Genomic DNA, 16,089 nt, shown 5'->3' with positions numbered 1-16,089 from the left:
CACGCTCGGAACGGCCCGCCGCGGCCGCGCCCCGGCAGGCGCACTGCCGTCGGCACCGGCGTCACCAGCGGTGCCAGCATCGGCGTTGGCCCTGGCATCGGCATTGACGTCGGCCCTGGCTCCGGAGCCGGCGCCGCCCCCAACGTCGGCGATGGCCCTGGCCTGGCAGTCGGCGCAGATCCCCCAGAAGGTCACCTCGGCCTCGTCGATGACGAAACCATGGTCGTCCGACGGCGACAGGCACGGCCGCGCGCCGATCACGCAGTCGACGTCGTAGACGGCCGTGCACACCCGGCAGACGAGATGGTGATGGTTGTCACCGACCCGCAGTTCGAACCGGGCCGGGTGGCCCGCCGGTTCGAACCGGCGCACCAGCCCGGCGGCGGCGAGCACGTCCAGGTTGTCGTACACGGCCTGCAGCGACAGCGAGCCGAGCCGGGCACGGGCGCCCTGAGCGATCGTCTCCACGCTCAGGTGCGCGCCTTCGGCCAGGGACGCGAGCACCGCCAGCCGAGGCGCGGTCACCCGCAGCCCGGCCGAGCGCAGTTGCCCGGCGGCATCCTCACTGTTCACACCGGCCAGCCTTCGCCGCTGTCTGGAACAAGTCAAGTCTACGAATGCGTCAAAGCCGGGTCCCCGAACTGGACGGGCATTCCGTCGCCCACCGGTCGCCGGCTGGGTACAAGCGGCGAAAATCTCGGGCAACGTGGGCGGCCGACCATCCATATATGAGATCCCACAAGCATGGACGGTACCGGTGAACAAAGCGGCGGGCGACGGCTCGTCGAAAGCACGGACGGCCGGAAACCCCCGGCCAGCAGGCACCACGACGACAGCGGGAAGCGCGGGAACTCGGGCGGGCCGGCAACCCGGACGGCGCGGGAGGACGCGCTCGGGGCGGGCGGACACGAAGCACAGCGGTCCGCACAGAACGGCCGGCACGGAGAACCGGCCCAGAACAGTCGGCACAGCACGGCTTCAGGCCCGCACTGGCCGTCACCCGGCCGGTACGGTCGCTATCGGCGGAATATTGCCAGAAACAGGCGGAAGTCCGCTTTTCTGGCACTGGATGGCATTACGGAACTACAGCATTACGTCATACGACAAGAGCGGGCCTGCCCGGCCCTCGCGGAATGCCGTAGAACGTCACAGAACGCGGGCGCGGCGGCGCCTGCGGCGGCGAACGCTGACGAACAGCACCAGCACGCCGCTCCCGACGGCGGCCACCCTGTCCCATCGGACGACGCGCTGCACGACCGGACCCGTGTCAAGCCCGGCGACCAGCTCACGCCTGTCGGCCGGCGTGCCGTAACCGTTGCCGGCGACGCTGGAGTCCGCGGTGATGGCGGGCGGGCCACCGAAGCCGCTCGTGATCATCTTCTGGCGCAGCTCGGCGACCCTGCCTCTGATCTGCTCGCCAGTCCGCTCCGCGACCCTTCTGGGGCTCACGATCTCGGCGATGGCGTCCAAGGTGACCGCGAGCTCGGCGCGGGTATTCTCGATCTGCTGCTGAATCGCAGCCGGGTCCTGCGGCACCGATGTCGCCCTTTCCTCCACGCGCGATGACTGCCTGGGTATATCTGTTGGATCTTCACCGGCGCTTCCTGAACGTACCACGTCGGCTTCGCCGGACCGGCAACGCTGTCGTCAGCAGCACGGCGTTGTGGTCAATGGCGTTGTCGTCGACCCGAACAGAACGCCACCGTCGAGACCTCCTCCACATCCCAGGATGGCCGTTCAGGCGTACCAGAATATCCACCGGAACATGCCGGATATAACATGAATCACACTATATGACGACCATGAGCGACGACATCGACGTCGGATGACGCCGGGATCTACGACAGGATCTGATGACAATCGTGCCAGAAGGGCCGCCCGGACGCGCGGCAAAACAGCGGTCGAGCGGCCGAGCTCACCCGCGCCGGGCCACCGTCCCCACGTCATCGGAGATCGTTGCCGAAGAAGCCGGTCGCGTACCTTCGTAGACGACTGTCCCGCGTCACCGAAGATCGCGACAGGGCTCGGCCGGGCAGCGGTCACGCCGGCAGGCACGGGCGGATGCCAGCGGATACCGGTGACTCGCGGGTGACTCACCGCCAGGAGCGCCCRCTCCCGGCGGGACCGGCACATGCGATTGTTCCACTGATGGCCCACTGTTCCACTGATGGCCCACGGTGATGGCCCACGGCCCGGGCGTCCGACACGGCCGGAGGTGGAACCGAGCCGTAGGGCTTATCCGTCAGTCCACACAAGGAGCCGTCCGGCGGTAAGGGTACGGATCGAGGAGCGAGGCCCGGGTGCGTACATCGCAAGATGYAGGAGAAGCCGTCAGCGAAGCTGTCGGCGAAGCTGTCGGCGAAGCTGTCGGCGACGACGCCGACAGTACGGCGGGTGCCCGCCCTGGTACCGATCCGCCTGGCCGAGGATCCGGCGGGGGCCGTCCGCGTCCTCCTGCCCGCCGCCGCCTGTTCGCGGTACCGCTGGTGATGGCGTTCGCGCTCCTCCTGGCCGGGTGTGCGTCCGGTACCGAGTCCGCGGTCACGATCGTGGACGACTCCGGGGCAACCAACGAGCTGCGTGGCACGGCGCTCGCGCAACCGGTCGACAAACCCGCGCTGAACCTGGTCGACACCGCCGGCGCCCCGTTCGACCTGCGTTCCCGGACAGCAGGGAAGGTCACCCTGCTGTTCTTCGGCTACACCAACTGCCCGGACGTCTGCCCGACGACGATGGCCGACATCGCGGCGGYCCTCGACACGGTGCCGGCATCCGTCCGGTCGCGGATCGCCACGGTGTTCGTCACCACCGACCCCGAGCGGGACACCGGCGAGGTGCTCAGCCGCTGGCTGAACCAGTTCGACCCGTCCTTCATCGGTGTGCGGGGCACCCTGGCACAGATACGCGCGCAGGCGGACGCGCTCGGCATCCCGCTGGAGGATCCGGTACGTCAGCCCAACGGGATCTTCACCGTCACGCATGGCACACAGGTCATGGCCTTCACCACGGACGACCGGGCCAGGGTCGTCTACCTGGCGGGCACCCAGGTCGCCGACTACGCCCATGACCTCCCGATCCTGGTCAATACCGGAAAGACCACATGAAACAATGACGAATCAGCGGACAACGGCCRGAAGGACGATCGCCGGGGCCGCTGCGGCCAGCTCACGGGTACCGCTGGTGCTGGCCACCGTCTCCACGCTTCTACGCCTCGGGCTGGCGGGGCTCTGGCTCGCCGCCGGCCTGGTCAAGATCGGCGACCCGCAGGGGATGGTGCGGTCGGTCCGGGCCTTCCGCATCCTGCCCGAGGCGCTCGTGCACCCGTTCGCCTACGCCGTCCCGTTCGTGGAGATCGCGCTCGGCCTGCTGCTGCTCGTCGGGCTGGCGGTGCGGGTGAGCGCCGCCGTCTCCACGCTGCTGCTCGCCGTCTACATCGCGGCGATCGCCTCGGCCGCCGCGCGGGGCCTGCGCATCGACTGCGGCTGCTTCTCCACCGGCGGGGACCTCACCGCCGGCGCGCCCACCCACTACACCGGGGAGATCATCCGGGACGGTCTGCTGCTCGCCGCGAGCGTCCTGGTGGTCTRCCTGCCAGCCGGTGCGCTCACCGTCGACCGCCTCCTCGAACGAGGCACGCGCCCACCGGCCGTCGAGGGGCCGCAGACAGTGCGTCCATGATCGAAATATGCCGCCGCAGGCCCATGTCATCGAGCCGTCGCAGGACTTCGGAGAGCTGATGAGTACCGCGTCCAGAAAGAGCAGGAAGAACCGGTCAGGCGGGAAGCGGAGCGGAAACCCGGCCGGGAGGCCGGCCGGCGCGCGGTCGGCCTCCCGGCCGGGTGGCTCCGCCGCGCAGCAGCCCGGGCCCACCCAGGACGACACAGGGCGGGACGAGGCCCAGGACGACACGAGGCAGGCCGGAAACGACGTCCGCCGGAACCGGAACGACACCCGGCGGGAGGACCCCCGGCTGGAGAAGTCCCCGCGGGACGATCGCCGGCGGGAGAAGGCGGCCCAGGCCCGGGCAGCCGAAGCCGCCCGCGCGCGGCGGCGGCAACGGGCCATCGTCGGATCGGTGGTCGTGGCCCTGCTCGCGGTGGCCGCGCTGATCGGCGTCGCCGTCCAGAGCAACCGGACGGAATCCGCGCCGGTGGTGCTGCCGGTGACCGCGACYGGCACCGACAACGGAATCGTCGTCGGCCGGGCGGACGCCCCCGTCACCGTGGACTTCTACGAGGACTTCCAGTGCCCGATCTGCCAGGAGCTGGAGAGCACGCTCGGCCCGAACATCCAGCAAATGATCAGCGACGGACGGATCAGGGCCGTCTATCACATGATGTCCTTCCTCGGGCCGGAGTCCGTCCGGGCGGCGAACGCCGCCGCGGCCGCCGCGCAGGAAGGAAAATTCAAGGAGTACCATGACATTCTCTACGCCAACCAGCCGCCCGAGCACAGCGGCGGATATCAGAACGACGCGCTGACGGCATTCGGCGCCAGGGTGGGCCTGACATCCCCCGCGTTCGTCGAGGCGGTGCGTAACGGCACCTACAACGGCTATGTCGCGAAAGTCGAGGACGACGCGTCCAAACGCGGTGTGACCGGCACCCCGACCGTGCTCGTCAACGGCCGGCAACTGTCCCCGCAGGCTCTGACCCCTCAGGGCTTCACCGCCGCGGTGACCAGCGCCGCCGCCGCTCCCGCACCGGCAGCCACCGGCTGACCGATCCTCGGGTGGCCACGATGCGGCAGATCGTGGCCACCCGAGGTGAGATAGCGACTATGAATGCCGCCCAGTGGGACCGCCGGCATGCCGGTACCGGCCTGCTGTGGACCGCCGAGCCGAACCAGGTCGTGATCGAACATCTCGCCGGGCTCACCCCGGGACGCGCCCTGGACCTCGCCTGCGGCGAGGGCCGCAACGCCGTCTGGCTCGCCACCCAGGGCTGGCGGGTCACCGGCGTGGACTTCTCCCAGGTCGCGATCCGCAAGGCACGTGAGCTCTCCCGCCGCTTCGACGTGACACCGGAGTGGATCCACGCCGACGTCATGGTCTGGACGCCGCGACCGGCGTCCTACGAGCTGGTCACCATCTGCTACCTACACCTGGAGCCCGAGCAGCGGCGGGACGTGCTGCGCTGCGCGGTCGACGCGATCGTCCCGGGCGGGACGCTGCTGGTCATCGGACACGACCGGGCGAACCTGCGGCACGAGAACGTCACCCCCGCCGACCCCGAGCTCCTGTTCGACGCCGACGAGCTGCTGACGGAGCTGGCCGCCGGCCCGCCCCTGCGGATCAGCCGGGCCGGCCGCGTCCGCAGCCCGCTGCGGACCGACGATCGCGGACACCCGGCGGTCGACACCCTGCTGGTGGGGCGTCGGCCCGGCCCGGTGTCCACCCATCCGGCGCTCGTCGAGCCGGCGGCGGGGGCGGCGGGCGCGAGCGCGAACGGTTCTGCCGCGCACGCCCTGTCACTGTCGGTGGGCGGCTTCATCGTCGTCCACCGGATGCCGACGGTGGCGGAGCTGCGCCGGCTGCGTACCGCCGGCGGTCTGCCCGACCCCGGCCCCGAGGCGGCGGAGGACGCCATCGACGGCAGCCTCGCCGGCCTGTGCGTGGAGGCCGCGGACGAGCCGGGCCGGGCGGTGGGCTGCGGCCGGATCGTCGGGGACGGCCGGACCTTCCTGGTCATCATGGACGTCGTGATCGACCCGATGGTGTACGCCGACGCAGACGCCGACGCGGACGTCGACCTGGCCATTCTGATCATAAACGAGCTGCGCAGATGGGCCGCCGGCCAGGTGGATCCGGCCGCGTTCGTGGGTGTGGCCACGCTCGCGGGCGTCGAGCCGCTGGGCAGCCCGCCCTGACAGCCTGCCCTGCGGCCCTCCCCGCCGCGACCAGCTGGCCGGGCAGCGACGCCAGGGGACAACGTGCGAAAAAGGCACACCGGGTTGGTTTCGGAGGGGTGGGGTTTGCGGTGCCGGACCCGTCCAGCTACCTTCCGGCCATGACCGAGACCGCCGCTGCTGCCCGTCTCACCTCCGGTGACAGCGCCCCCGACTTCACCCTCCCCGACGCTGACGGCAACGAGGTGTCGCTGTCGTCCTACCGGGGACGACGGGTCGTCGTGTACTTCTACCCGGCCGCCTCCACGCCCGGGTGCACCAAGCAGGCCTGTGACTTCCGGGACAGTCTCGCGCTGCTGAACGACGCCGGCATCGACGTGCTCGGGATCTCCCCCGACAAGCCGGCGAAACTCGTGAAGTTCCACGACAACGAGAAACTGACCTTCCCGCTGCTGTCGGATCCGGACCGGGCCGTGCTCGCCGCCTACGGCGCATACGGTGAGAAGACGCTCTACGGCAAGAAGACCGTGGGCGTGATCCGCTCGACCTTCGTCCTGGACGCCGACGGCAGGATCGAGAAGGCGCTCTACAACGTCAAGGCGACCGGCCACGTCGCCAAAATCATCCGCGACCTCGGCCTGTCGTCCATCTGACCAGCCACCCCGCCGGTGCGGTGACCACCCAACCCGCGTCAGCCTCGGCCAGCGGCATGATCGTTGTAATTTCAGCGCTGTTCCCACAGCATCAGAATCACAACGATCATGCTGCGCGCACCCGGCCGACGTCGATGATCGCTGTGGTGGCGGGGCAGCCGAAACCGGGACATGCCTGCTCATCACCGGTCTTCAGGTATCTTTGCCGGCCGCGAGCAGAACAACGGCCCCGTGACAGTCGCCAAAGTGACATGGCGCACGTGCCGTAGGCCCCTTCACACACGGCAGCCGGTCAGGCAGCCTGGGTATGGGAAACCTCGGGTGCGCCGGAGCAGGCTGTGGCAGGCGGCGTACGGCGCATCCGATCCGACGACGGTCCGGGCCGTGGGTGRCCCCGGCCGTCCCGGGATACCTGTCGACGTGACCGCGATCAACGGGCGGGACCGCGGTCACCGATGACAGCCCCGCCCCACCGGGTGCCACCCGACCGGGCGAGCCCACGTCCACCGGGAACCGGCAAACGTATTCTGATTGCCATGAGCCGCGCGGTGCACATCCCCTACACGGTGGAACAGGACGAGGACGGCGTCTGGTGCGCCCACGCCTACGTCGGCCGCGTTGGGTGCAACGGCAACGGAGACACCCGCGAAGAGGCCCTGGCAGATCTTCGGGACTCCGTCGTCATGGTCCTCGAAGACGACGGCGCCCCCGAAGAGATCACCATCATGCTCGACGTCGCCTGAGCGGACGCATGCCACCAACATTGTCTGGTGGGCCGGGGGGATCGACCAGCAGGCTCATCAGACGCTCCAGTTCGGCGGCCGGATCGTGGGTGAGGCCGCTGTGTACGGGTGAGGTCTGGACGGTTGTGCTGCGCGGCGATGTCAGCCAGCGGAACCGTTCACCGGCTGACAGCGACCCTGGCGCGCCCGCCTGCGCGCCGCCGGCACAGACCCGTCGCAGCGCGTCCAGGTGGGYCGCGATGACGGTACGGTCCACATAGGGGTCGAGCGCGGTGAGCCGGTCGACGTCCAGCGCGTACCTGGACGCCAGATAACCGGCCCGCTGGCACCACAGCACGACACCGACGTTGACGTATTCGCCGCGCTCGACCCGGGGCACGACCCGGATGACCGCGTACTCGAACAGATCAGCCACGGCTGTCCCCGGCCCTGTCGTCCCCGGCTCTGCCATCCGCTGTCCTACCGTCCCCGGCTGTGTTGTCCGTGGCCCTGTCGTCCGCGGAACGGCGCCCATCCTCACAGCCATTGCTCCCATGGTCGCCGTCCCTGTGGCGGCCGGGGGCTGGCGGGCTGGTGGTGGGAGCGTGAGCGGGCCGTGACGGTAGCCGGCGTCGGAGCCACTCCGGCGGTCCCGTCCCACGATCCGCCGACCGGGTTGGACGGTCCGTTGCCAGCATCGCGGTGACCCACGGGCGGCTGCCGCTGACCCGGGTGTGCAGCCAGTCGACATAGCGCGCGGCATCAGCGTCGGCATTGGCGTCGATGCCGAACCAGGCGTCGGGCACCAGCGCAAGCACGTCGCGCAACAGCTCCTCGGTCACCGCGGGGGCAAGAGCCGCGTCGGCGGCCGGCAGACTGACCGCCAGCTCCCCGGCGGCCGGAAGCAGRACATGCTGGTTCCACTGGGGCAGGGCACGGTCGAGCGTGCCCTTCGCCCGCGTCCAGTCGTGGTGCGGGTAGAGCGCGGCGCCATGGTCGATCAGCCACAGCCGGCCACCCCACAGCAGCAGGTTCGGGTTCCGCCAGGATCGGTCGACGTTGAGGACGAGCGCGTCCAGCCACAGGACGCGGGCTGCGAGGCCGGCGTCCACCGTGAACGCCAGCGGATCGTAGGTGATCGAGCCCGGCAGGTAGTCCATCCCGAGGTTCGCTCCGGGGCTCGCGCGCAGCAGCTCCTGGATCTCCTGGTCGGGCTCGACCCGGCCGAGCTCGGGATCGACGTCGATGACGACCAGTTCCGGCACGGCGAAGCCGAGGGCGCGGGCCAGCTCCCCGGCAACGACCTCGGCGAGCAGCGCCTTGACCCCCTGACCGGCGCCGTGGAACTTCACGACCCAGGTCCCGAGATCGTCGGCCTCCATGAGACCGGGCAGGCTCCCGCCCTCACGCAGCGGCGTCGCATACCGGGTGGCGGTCACATTCCGAAGCACACCCGCCAGTCTTCCACCCGGCCGTCCACCTGCCGTGACGCGAACCAGGGCCCGATCTGATGGATCACCACCGCCTTCCGCGCCCTCGCCCGCACCGTCCAGCCCATGGGCTGAGCTGGGCGGCTGGACGGTTCGTGGCCAGCGATCGCTACCCTGTAGCTGGCGGTACGTGATACCTGCGGCACCTACCTTGTGGTACGCCGTACCTGGCAGCACGTGCGCGGGAGTGGCGGAATGGCAGACGCAGCAGACTTAGGATCTGCCGCCTTCGGGCGTGGGGGTTCAAGTCCCCCCTCCCGCACACAGCATCTCCGGCAGGCGCTTGCACGCATCGACGATCGGTAGCGAGCCTCGCCGATTGATCCGTGTGGAATACGTCGTGGCGTATGGGCCGGTGACTCAGCAACGCCCCGTCCGTGAACACGGCGGCAGCMTGACCAGAAGAGTCACGTGGAGCGGCTCCCCAGCGAGTCGTTCCGGGTCGCGGTTTTCGCCGGCTATAACCCGGCGGCCGGCAAGCCGATCCAGCTCCAGGAGACGACCAGGCGGGCAGCCGACGTCGAGGCCATCCGCTATTGCCGGGTCGTCCTCACCGCCCGCCGAGCTACTGGCACCCGGGAAGTGGGCGGGCCTCTCGGGTGCCAGCCCGTTCGGCTGTCCGGTACGCGTCTGGGTTGCGACGGTTCGTGGCTACTGTGGCAGGCTATGCGGCTATGGGCACAGGGGTCCCGACGTCAGGCGGCGGCGCTGTGCAGGGCCTGGCGAGGTCGCCATTGTCGGGGGTGGATTTCTTCGTCTCCTACACCAGAGCCGATCAGGGGTGGGCGGAGTGGATCGCCTGGGTGTTGGAGGACGCCGGCTACCGGGTGCGGATCCAGGCCTGGGACTTCTCCGCAGGTAGTCATTTCGTCACCGAGATGCATCAGGCGGCACAGGTCGCGGCTCGCACGATCGCTGTGCTGTCGACGGCCTACCTGTCCTCGGCGTTCACGGAGGCGGAGTGGCAGGCCGCATGGGCCGCCGACCCGTCCGGGCGGGCGCGCAAGCTGCTGGTGTTCCGGGTGGAGGAGTGTGATCGGCCGGGGCTGCTGGGTCAGCTGGTCAGCGTGGACCTGTTCGGCCTCGACCGGGACATCGCGGCCGGGCGGCTGGTGACCGCAGCACGTGGGGAGCGGAGTAAGCCGGCGGTGGAGCCGATCTTTCCCGGCGGGCCCGCCCAACCGACGGTCACCGCGACGGGGATGGAGCCGATGTTCCCCGGGCGGCTGCCCGATGTGTGGAACGTGCCGAGTCGCAACCGGCATTTCACCGGCCGCCAGTCCCAACTCGACCGGATCCGTACCGAACTGGAGTCGGGGCCGGTGGCGGTGACCGCCCTGCACGGCATGGGCGGGGTGGGCAAGAGCCAGTTGGCCGTCGAGTACGCCCATCGGCATGCCGCCGAATACACACTGGTCTGGTGGATCGACGCGGAACAGACTCTCCTGGTCGGCGAGAAGTTCGCCGCGCTCGCGGGCCCGCTGGGTCTGTCGACCGATGGAGTGGTATCCGACATCGCGGCCGTCGTGCTCGCCGCCCTGGGCCGTCGGGTGGGATGGCTGGTGGTGTTCGACAACGCCGAGGATCCCGTCACCTTGCGGGACTGGCTGCCGAGCGGACCGGGCCATGTGCTGATCACATCCCGGAATCCAGGCTGGGAGGCACTCGCCGCCGGGGTCGACGTGGATGTGTTTGAACGGGCTGAGGCGGTGGCGTTCCTGACCCRCCGTCTTCCCGGCCTGGACGCGGCAGTAGCCGACGCGCTGGCCGCCGAGTTGGGTGATCTGCCCCTGGCGTTGGCGCAGGCCGCCGGCTACCTCACCACGACCCGGATGGATCCCGCCGGTTACCTTACGAAGTTCCGTACCCGGCGTACGACGCTGCTGGGCAAGGGGGGCGATCCCTTCTATGCCGGCACCATCGCCACCGCATGGTCCATGGCGCTGGAACGGCTGCAGGCCGACACCCCGGCCACCGTGCAGCTGCTGACACTGTGTGCGCTGCTGGCTCCCGAACCGATCCCGTTGGCCCTGTTCGATGACCATCCCGATCTTCTCGACGGCCCGTTGGCGCAGGCGTGCACCGGTACCCATCCCCGGCTCGACCTCGACGATGTGGTCGGTGACGCGCTGGCCTACTCCCTGGCCCGCCGTAGCGGGGACACGGTTCAGCTGCACCGCCTCGTCGGGGCGGTCATCGCCGGTCAGCTGCCCGAAGAACGTCGCGACGTCCTGCGCGGCGTGGTGGCGGCCTTGGTGGAGGCCGCGCTGCCGGATGAACCCCACCGGTCCAGGACGTGGCCTGCCTACGCCATGCTGGCTCCCCACGCACGTACCGTGTTCAGTCCGGACCGTCCCGGCGTCCTGAAACTCCTCGAGTATCTCGACGCCAGTGGCGACTACCGGACGGCGAAAATCGTGCAGGAGGACGTCCACAACGACACCGTGAGACGGCTGGGCGCCGAACATCCTGCCGCTCTGCGTACGCGTGCCGCCGTCGCCAACTGGACCGGGAAGGCCGGGGATCCGGGGGGCGCGCGCGACATGCTCGCGGCGCTGCTGCCCGTCTGCAGCAGGGCCCTAGGCGCTGACGACCTGCGGACTCTGCTGGTCGCGGCCCGTCTCGCGGACTGGACCGGGCAGGCCGGCGACTGGCCCGGCGCGCGCGACCTGTGCCTGTCCATCCTGCCCCGGTGGCGACGCGTCGCGGGTGAGGATGATCCGGACACCCTGTATGTCTGGGCGAATCTCGGGTTCTGGACCGGGCAGGCTGGCGATGTGGCGGGCGCGTGCACTCACTACGCCGCGTTTCTGCCGATCAGGGAACGGGTTCTGGGATCGGAACACCCAGATGTTCTCGAATCCCGTGATCAGTATGCCCGTTGGATCGGGGAGGCTGGGGACCCMGTGGCCGCGCGCGACATGTGCTCGGCACTGCTCACCGTCCACGAGCGGGTGTCCGGCGCGGAGCATCACGRCACGCTGTGGGTCCGCACCAACCTCGCCTGGTRGACCGGCAAGGCGGGTGACCCTGCCGCCGCCCGCGATCAGTACGCACAGTTACTACCGATCCGTGAGCGGGTCTCGGGTCCTGAGCATCCCGCAACCTTGGTCGCCCGGGGTAACTTCGCCTATTGGGTGGGTCAGGCGGGAGACCCCGCGATGGCCCGCGACCAGTACGCTGTCCTGCTCCTGATCCACCAGCGGGTCCTCGGCCCCAACCATCCGGACACGTTGCTCGACCAGCGCAACCTCGCCCACTGGACCGGTGAGGCGGGGGATCCCGCGGGTGCCCGGGACCAGTTCGCCGCGGTATTGGCGCTGTTCGAACAGGCGTTGGGACCCGAGCACCGCGAGACCGTGGCCGCCCGCACCGAGCTCGCCGTCTGGACGGCCCGCTGCCAGCCGTCGTGAGGGGCCACGACGGCCACAAGCCCGCCTTCCCCCGATGTCGCACGTGAAAGACTGCCACGTCCTGTTATCCCAGCGGTATACGAGGTTCAGCGGGGCGACCGGAATACGGCCGGAAGCCGCCACGGCGATTATCCGGCAGGCTGTCGGTCGTCGGTGATCAGGTGGTCGAGGACATGCCACGCCGTCCTGGTTCCGGTTCTGAGCGAAGAGCACCACCACCCAGACAGCACTCGACCGAGTACCCGTCGACCTCGGCTCTTACCTGCGGGTGGAGACGGAGCTGCTCGGCGATGCCCTCGATGCGCATGGCAGTCTGATCGTGCTGGCGACCAGGCCGGTCGGCTCCGGACCACAAGATGCGGCCCTGGCCGTCGCTGATGGTGGTGGTCTTGATGGTGTTCTGCTTCCTCCTGCCGGAGACGAACGCCCTGTGTCCCGGGCGGTGGGTCACCGGACGGCGCCCCTGCAGCTCGGTGCCGTCGATCCGCAGGGTCCCCCCTCGGCGTCGGCGAAGATATCCGCCAGCGTGCGCAGCCGCACCTCGGGCCGACGTCACAGTCCACCCACCCCGTGCGATCCTCCTCAAGTCACGCCCTGCGACGCGTCGCGGTCCTCCTACGCTGACACCCATGCGTGCACGTCTTGACCAGATCGTCGTGGACTGCTGCGATCCCAGGTCGCTGGTCTGTTTCTGGGCTGGGCTGCTCGGCGGCGAGCCGGTCGACCGCGCCCTGGGCTGGTCGCACGTCGAGCCTCCCGGCTTCGTCCGCTTGGCCTTTCAGCCGGTCCCCGAGGAGAAGGGGGTGAAGAACCGGCTCCACCTCGACATCGAGGTCGACGAGATCGCCCCCGCCGTCACCGAAGCAGAACGTCTGGGTGCGGTCAGGGTTGGCAAGACCGTCACGACCCAGCTGGGCTCCTACCAGGTCACGATCGATTCGGAAGGCAACGAGTTCTGCCTCTTCTGCGACTGACTGCCCGACACCCCTCTATCGCGCACCAGGTCGTAAGGGCTGTCGCACGGTCCTGGTGAAGCACCGAGCGCGGACCTGCCGCGGTGAAGAGGCGTCACATMATGGCAACGACGTGCAGTGGCCCGGCGTAGTGGGTCACGGACATCTCTCGGGCCGAAGCCGCCGTCCGGCCCACTCCTCGACCGGGAGTCTGCTCCACTTCTCAGCCAGGATCCGAATGGCTGCGCGGTCCGACCCTCCGGCGGGATCCGGATGGCTGGTGGTCAGTCCTCGACCGGTTGGAGCAGTTCCGCGTCGGCCCAGCGGCTGCCGCGACCGGACAGCGGCTCGATCAGCACCTGGGTACGGCCGTAGGCCACCCGCGTGTCGCGCACGGTCACCCCGACCAGCATCTTGCCGGTGCCGGGTACGAGCCACAGCAGATCGCTGCCGACCAGGCCGCGCGCATCCTCGAGATTCATCCCGTGACCTCCAGGTCCGATACGGACGGCCAGCTCGGCGTGGGCCTACCAACGGATGCCGACTATCGGAAAGATCGGCGCGTACTTGTCGTTGTGTACGCTATTTCGGCCGAAAAGCGTACACAACGACAAACTTGCGCCGATCATGCTCCACACGAGCGGACGCGGGCTGTGGCCGTCACGGGGCTGGGCTGTAGGACCAGCCGGACCAGTGGTGGACGTCGATCAGGATGACCGGGCCGGTTGGTCGATGCCGCTGGTACTGGTGGTACTTCGCCGCCAGCCGGTCGATCGCGCCATGCCAGACGGCACTCTCCCCCACCGAGGCGTTCCCGACGGTTCCAGCACAGGCGGGTTCTCCGGTGACTGTTCCGACGATGCGGGCGGGTCCGGCGGCAGTCCTGGCGGTGCGGGCGGGCTCGGGTGCGGTGGCGGGGGGTTCGGCGGGGATGACGCGGGCGAGGCCGTCGGCGCGGGCCCACCACAGGGTCCGCCAGTCCTCGTCGTAGTGGTCGGCGATCAGGGCGACCCGCGGGTTGGCCGCGATGTTGGCCAGGCGCCTGAGGGCCGTCGACCGTTTGGGCTTGTGATCCACCGCGGTGACGATCGCGTTGTCCTGGAGCGCGAAGGTCACCGGCACCAGGTGTGGCTGCCCGGCCGCGTCCACGGTGGCGAGCCGGGCGACCCTGGCGGCGGCGAACCGGCGGCGTGCCTCACCGGCGTCCAGGTTCACCGGTATCTGACCGAGCCCGGGTTCATCGTGGCTCCGGGTTCATCGTGGCCCCGAGTTCCTCCTGGCTCCGAGTTCATCGTGGCTCCGAGTTCATCGTGGCTCCGGGTTCATCGTGGCTCCGGTGCGTCTTGAATCCTGGGTTTGTCCTGGATCCGGCTTCGTCCGGGCAGGGTGCACCGCGAGCCCCGACTCCTTCACGTTCAGAAAGCAGTACACCCCGTCCGCGTTACCGTCGGGCGGAGCGAGACAATGGAAACATGGCTGATACGGACGTGCCGGCCTCGCTGGACGGGCTGCGGATCCGAGTGGACAAGACGGGGTCCGCGGTGCACGCCGCGCTGGACGCCGACCAGCGGGCCGTGTTCGAAGCGGAGTTCCGGGCGGCGCTGGCCCATGTCGACGACCAGTTCGGTCTGGACGCCGTCCAGGACGTGGTCGAACGATGGTGGCCGGCCGCGGTGCTGTGCGCGAATCCGGAGATCCGACAACGGGCGGCTCCGGGGATCCGACAGGAGATCGACATAGACAACCACCACTGACCGGCGGGCGCTGAGCAGCCGGGGCCCGTCGGCAGCGCTGGCGCCACCGGGCGGCCTGCGACCAACTGACGCCCGACAACCCAGGGTGATCGAGGACGCGACTGGGGTGTCACGAGTCGGGGACGGATGGAACGACCCGGACACCTCAGCCGCGTCCTTAACCTACCCTGCCGATAGCAAATAGTCACTGATCGATTACAGGTGGTTCCAGCTTACACGGCGATTGGCATCCATGTACCCGGTTTGATGCGCTCTACCGCCTCATCTTTTGCCGGATTTCGCCGCTGCCCGCTCAGTGTTGACAACCCGGTAACAGAAAGTGCCCGGATACCGGGTATCGAATGATCCCGTGAAACTCTCCGGACATAACCGACGGCTGCCCGACGCAAGACGGATCAGAGACAACACGAACACACGACGCAACCACATGACACAGCGCAGGCAAACAGAGGACGCAGGCAGGCACGGCGACCCAGGCGGGACGGYACGTGCGGAACGACCCGGGCGAACAGGGACGGGACAGCTCGAACGGACGAAGCGACGCGAACGGACGGCCCTCGGCCGACAGCAGCCGTCAGAGGGCCAGCAGCTCCCGCAGGACGGCCGCGAGCTGGCCGAAGGCATGTCCTCGATGGCTGATGGCGTCCTTTTCCGCCGGGCGCAGCTGCGCGCTGGTCCGGTTCTGCCCGTCGGGGAGGAACAGCGGGTCATAGCCGAAACCGCCGTCCCCGCGGGGCTCCCGCAGCAGTCGCCCGCGCATCTCCCCGTGCACGACCCGTTCGGCGCCCGCCGGCGTCACCACCGCGGCCGCGCACACGAAGGCCGAGCCACGGCGCTCCTCGGGGACGTCGGTGAGCTGGGCGAGTACGAGCGCGTTGTTGGCGGCGTCCCGCTCGGCCCGRCTGGCGCCGGGCAACGGCCCGGACCAGCGGGCGGACAGGACGCCGGGCATGCCGCCGAGCGCGTCGACGGTCAGGCCCGAGTCGTCCGCGACCGCGGGCAGGCCGGTCACCCGCACCGCGTCCCGCGCCTTGATCAGGGCGTTCTCGGCGAAGGTGGCGCCGGTCTCGGGGACGTCGGGGCCGTCCGGCAACGCCACGAGTTCGACGTCGAGACCGGCCAGCGCGAGGATGCGGCGCAGTTCGACGAGCTTGGCGTCGTTACGACTGGCCAGCACCACCCGCCGGGGCCGCTGCCGGCTCTCGACGGGCCCGCTCCCGCCCAGCACCTCCGCGCCAGGGCCAGGGCCGCCGGGGC

General features: G+C 69.6%; 17 protein-coding genes, 1 tRNA gene and 1 pseudogene. 11 read left to right on the top strand and 8 right to left on the bottom strand.

Features of this window, described 5'->3' with window-relative positions; translation table 11 throughout:
• Nucleotides 1–162: 162 nt before the first annotated feature.
• Nucleotides 163–573 (bottom strand): annotated as a pseudogene (locus tag BL254_RS14850) (Fur family transcriptional regulator); the annotation flags it as partial.
• A 573-nt stretch (nt 574–1,146) separates the two neighbouring features.
• Complete coding sequence (locus BL254_RS14845) at nt 1,147–1,536, bottom strand: DUF3618 domain-containing protein (protein ID WP_047223430.1); 390 nt, start codon at nt 1,534–1,536, stop codon at nt 1,147–1,149.
• A gap of 780 nt (nt 1,537–2,316) precedes the next feature.
• Here BL254_RS14845 and BL254_RS27155 point away from each other — a divergent pair.
• From BL254_RS27155 to BL254_RS14815, 7 genes are all read left to right on the top strand, one after another.
• Entirely contained in the window at nt 2,317–2,490 is a 174-nt protein-coding gene (locus tag BL254_RS27155) for a hypothetical protein (RefSeq protein ID WP_175648379.1), read from the top strand.
• Nucleotides 2,490–3,104 carry an SCO family protein gene (locus tag BL254_RS14840; protein ID WP_076843602.1) on the top strand — a complete coding sequence of 205 codons (615 nt, stop codon included), beginning with the start codon at nt 2,490–2,492 and terminating at the stop codon, nt 3,102–3,104. Before BL254_RS27155 ends, BL254_RS14840 begins: the two co-directional genes overlap by 1 nt.
• A 4-nt stretch (nt 3,105–3,108) precedes the next feature.
• Nucleotides 3,109–3,678 carry a MauE/DoxX family redox-associated membrane protein gene (locus BL254_RS14835; protein WP_083731103.1) on the top strand — a complete coding sequence of 190 codons (570 nt, stop codon included), beginning with the start codon at nt 3,109–3,111 and terminating at the stop codon, nt 3,676–3,678.
• Between the two features lie 7 nt (nt 3,679–3,685).
• Complete coding sequence (locus tag BL254_RS14830) at nt 3,686–4,720, top strand: thioredoxin domain-containing protein (protein ID WP_047223432.1); 1,035 nt, start codon at nt 3,686–3,688, stop codon at nt 4,718–4,720.
• 20 nt (nt 4,721–4,740) lie between these two features.
• Nucleotides 4,741–5,868 (top strand): class I SAM-dependent methyltransferase, encoded by a 1,128-nt coding sequence (locus BL254_RS26130; RefSeq protein WP_200902443.1) that lies wholly within the window; start codon nt 4,741–4,743, stop codon nt 5,866–5,868.
• 140 nt (nt 5,869–6,008) lie between these two features.
• Nucleotides 6,009–6,500, top strand: coding sequence for a thioredoxin-dependent thiol peroxidase (gene bcp / locus BL254_RS14820; RefSeq protein WP_047223434.1), 492 nt, complete (start codon nt 6,009–6,011; stop codon nt 6,498–6,500).
• A gap of 536 nt (nt 6,501–7,036) precedes the next feature.
• Nucleotides 7,037–7,243 carry a type II toxin-antitoxin system HicB family antitoxin gene (locus tag BL254_RS14815; protein ID WP_047223435.1) on the top strand — a complete coding sequence of 69 codons (207 nt, stop codon included), beginning with the start codon at nt 7,037–7,039 and terminating at the stop codon, nt 7,241–7,243.
• Here BL254_RS14815 and BL254_RS14810 read toward each other — a convergent pair.
• The gene (locus BL254_RS14810) at nt 7,224–7,658 is read right to left on the bottom strand and encodes a DUF3037 domain-containing protein (protein WP_175648378.1); all 435 of its coding nucleotides are present in this window, start codon (nt 7,656–7,658) and stop codon (nt 7,224–7,226) included. The two genes, BL254_RS14815 and BL254_RS14810, sit on opposite strands and share 20 nt — an antisense overlap.
• The gene (locus BL254_RS14805) at nt 7,651–8,673 is read right to left on the bottom strand and encodes a HipA family kinase (protein WP_338052748.1); all 1,023 of its coding nucleotides are present in this window, start codon (nt 8,671–8,673) and stop codon (nt 7,651–7,653) included. The genes BL254_RS14810 and BL254_RS14805 overlap by 8 nt, the downstream gene beginning before the upstream one ends.
• Before the next feature lie 220 nt (nt 8,674–8,893).
• Between BL254_RS14805 and BL254_RS14800 the strand changes: the two genes are divergently transcribed.
• A tRNA-Leu gene (locus tag BL254_RS14800) sits at nt 8,894–8,974 on the top strand.
• 481 nt (nt 8,975–9,455) lie between these two features.
• Nucleotides 9,456–12,125, top strand: coding sequence for an FxSxx-COOH system tetratricopeptide repeat protein (gene fxsT, locus BL254_RS14795; RefSeq protein ID WP_254858171.1), 2,670 nt, complete (start codon nt 9,456–9,458; stop codon nt 12,123–12,125).
• A gap of 157 nt (nt 12,126–12,282) precedes the next feature.
• Here the strand turns inward: fxsT and BL254_RS29490 are convergent, their stop codons facing one another.
• On the bottom strand, nt 12,283–12,756 hold the full coding sequence (locus tag BL254_RS29490) for a transposase family protein (protein ID WP_371390677.1): 474 nt from the start codon (nt 12,754–12,756) through the stop codon (nt 12,283–12,285).
• Between BL254_RS29490 and BL254_RS14785 the strand changes: the two genes are divergently transcribed.
• Complete coding sequence (locus BL254_RS14785; RefSeq protein ID WP_047223393.1) at nt 12,755–13,099, top strand: VOC family protein; 345 nt, start codon at nt 12,755–12,757, stop codon at nt 13,097–13,099. The two genes, BL254_RS29490 and BL254_RS14785, sit on opposite strands and share 2 nt — an antisense overlap.
• Nucleotides 13,100–13,362: 263 nt before the next feature.
• Here the strand turns inward: BL254_RS14785 and BL254_RS14780 are convergent, their stop codons facing one another.
• Both BL254_RS14780 and BL254_RS29485 read right to left on the bottom strand, forming a co-directional pair.
• Nucleotides 13,363–13,560 (bottom strand): hypothetical protein, encoded by a 198-nt coding sequence (locus BL254_RS14780; RefSeq protein WP_047223394.1) that lies wholly within the window; start codon nt 13,558–13,560, stop codon nt 13,363–13,365.
• 178 nt (nt 13,561–13,738) lie between these two features.
• Nucleotides 13,739–14,293: a TIGR03668 family PPOX class F420-dependent oxidoreductase gene (locus tag BL254_RS29485; RefSeq protein WP_047223395.1), complete on the bottom strand. Its 555-nt coding sequence runs from the start codon at nt 14,291–14,293 to the stop codon at nt 13,739–13,741.
• A gap of 257 nt (nt 14,294–14,550) precedes the next feature.
• On the opposite strand from BL254_RS29485, the gene BL254_RS14770 reads away from it, so the two are divergent.
• The gene (locus BL254_RS14770; protein ID WP_047223396.1) at nt 14,551–14,832 is read left to right on the top strand and encodes a DUF6247 family protein; all 282 of its coding nucleotides are present in this window, start codon (nt 14,551–14,553) and stop codon (nt 14,830–14,832) included.
• 574 nt (nt 14,833–15,406) lie between these two features.
• Here BL254_RS14770 and rdgB read toward each other — a convergent pair.
• The gene (gene rdgB, locus BL254_RS14765; RefSeq protein ID WP_047223438.1) at nt 15,407–16,057 is read right to left on the bottom strand and encodes an RdgB/HAM1 family non-canonical purine NTP pyrophosphatase; all 651 of its coding nucleotides are present in this window, start codon (nt 16,055–16,057) and stop codon (nt 15,407–15,409) included.
• Nucleotides 16,058–16,089: the final 32 nt, after the last annotated feature.

Source organism: Protofrankia sp. BMG5.30, assembly GCF_001983005.1.
GTDB lineage: Bacteria > Actinomycetota > Actinomycetes > Frankiales > Frankiaceae > Protofrankia > Protofrankia coriariae.
This window is presented reverse-complemented; position numbering and strand designations above follow the sequence as displayed.

Excerpts from the sequence above, each read along its gene's own strand:
- BL254_RS26130 (WP_200902443.1), top strand. The coding sequence starts at position 4,741 with ATGCGGCAGATCGTGGCCACCCGAGGTGAGATAGCGACTATGAATGCC.
- bcp (WP_047223434.1), top strand. The coding sequence starts at position 6,009 with ATGACCGAGACCGCCGCTGCTGCCCGTCTCACCTCCGGTGACAGCGCC.
- BL254_RS14815 (WP_047223435.1), top strand. The coding sequence starts at position 7,037 with ATGAGCCGCGCGGTGCACATCCCCTACACGGTGGAACAGGACGAGGAC.
- BL254_RS14785 (WP_047223393.1), top strand. The coding sequence starts at position 12,755 with ATGCGTGCACGTCTTGACCAGATCGTCGTGGACTGCTGCGATCCCAGG.
- BL254_RS29490 (WP_371390677.1), bottom strand. The coding sequence starts at position 12,756 with ATGGGTGTCAGCGTAGGAGGACCGCGACGCGTCGCAGGGCGTGACTTG.
- BL254_RS14780 (WP_047223394.1), bottom strand. The coding sequence starts at position 13,560 with ATGAATCTCGAGGATGCGCGCGGCCTGGTCGGCAGCGATCTGCTGTGG.
- BL254_RS14770 (WP_047223396.1), top strand. The coding sequence starts at position 14,551 with ATGGCTGATACGGACGTGCCGGCCTCGCTGGACGGGCTGCGGATCCGA.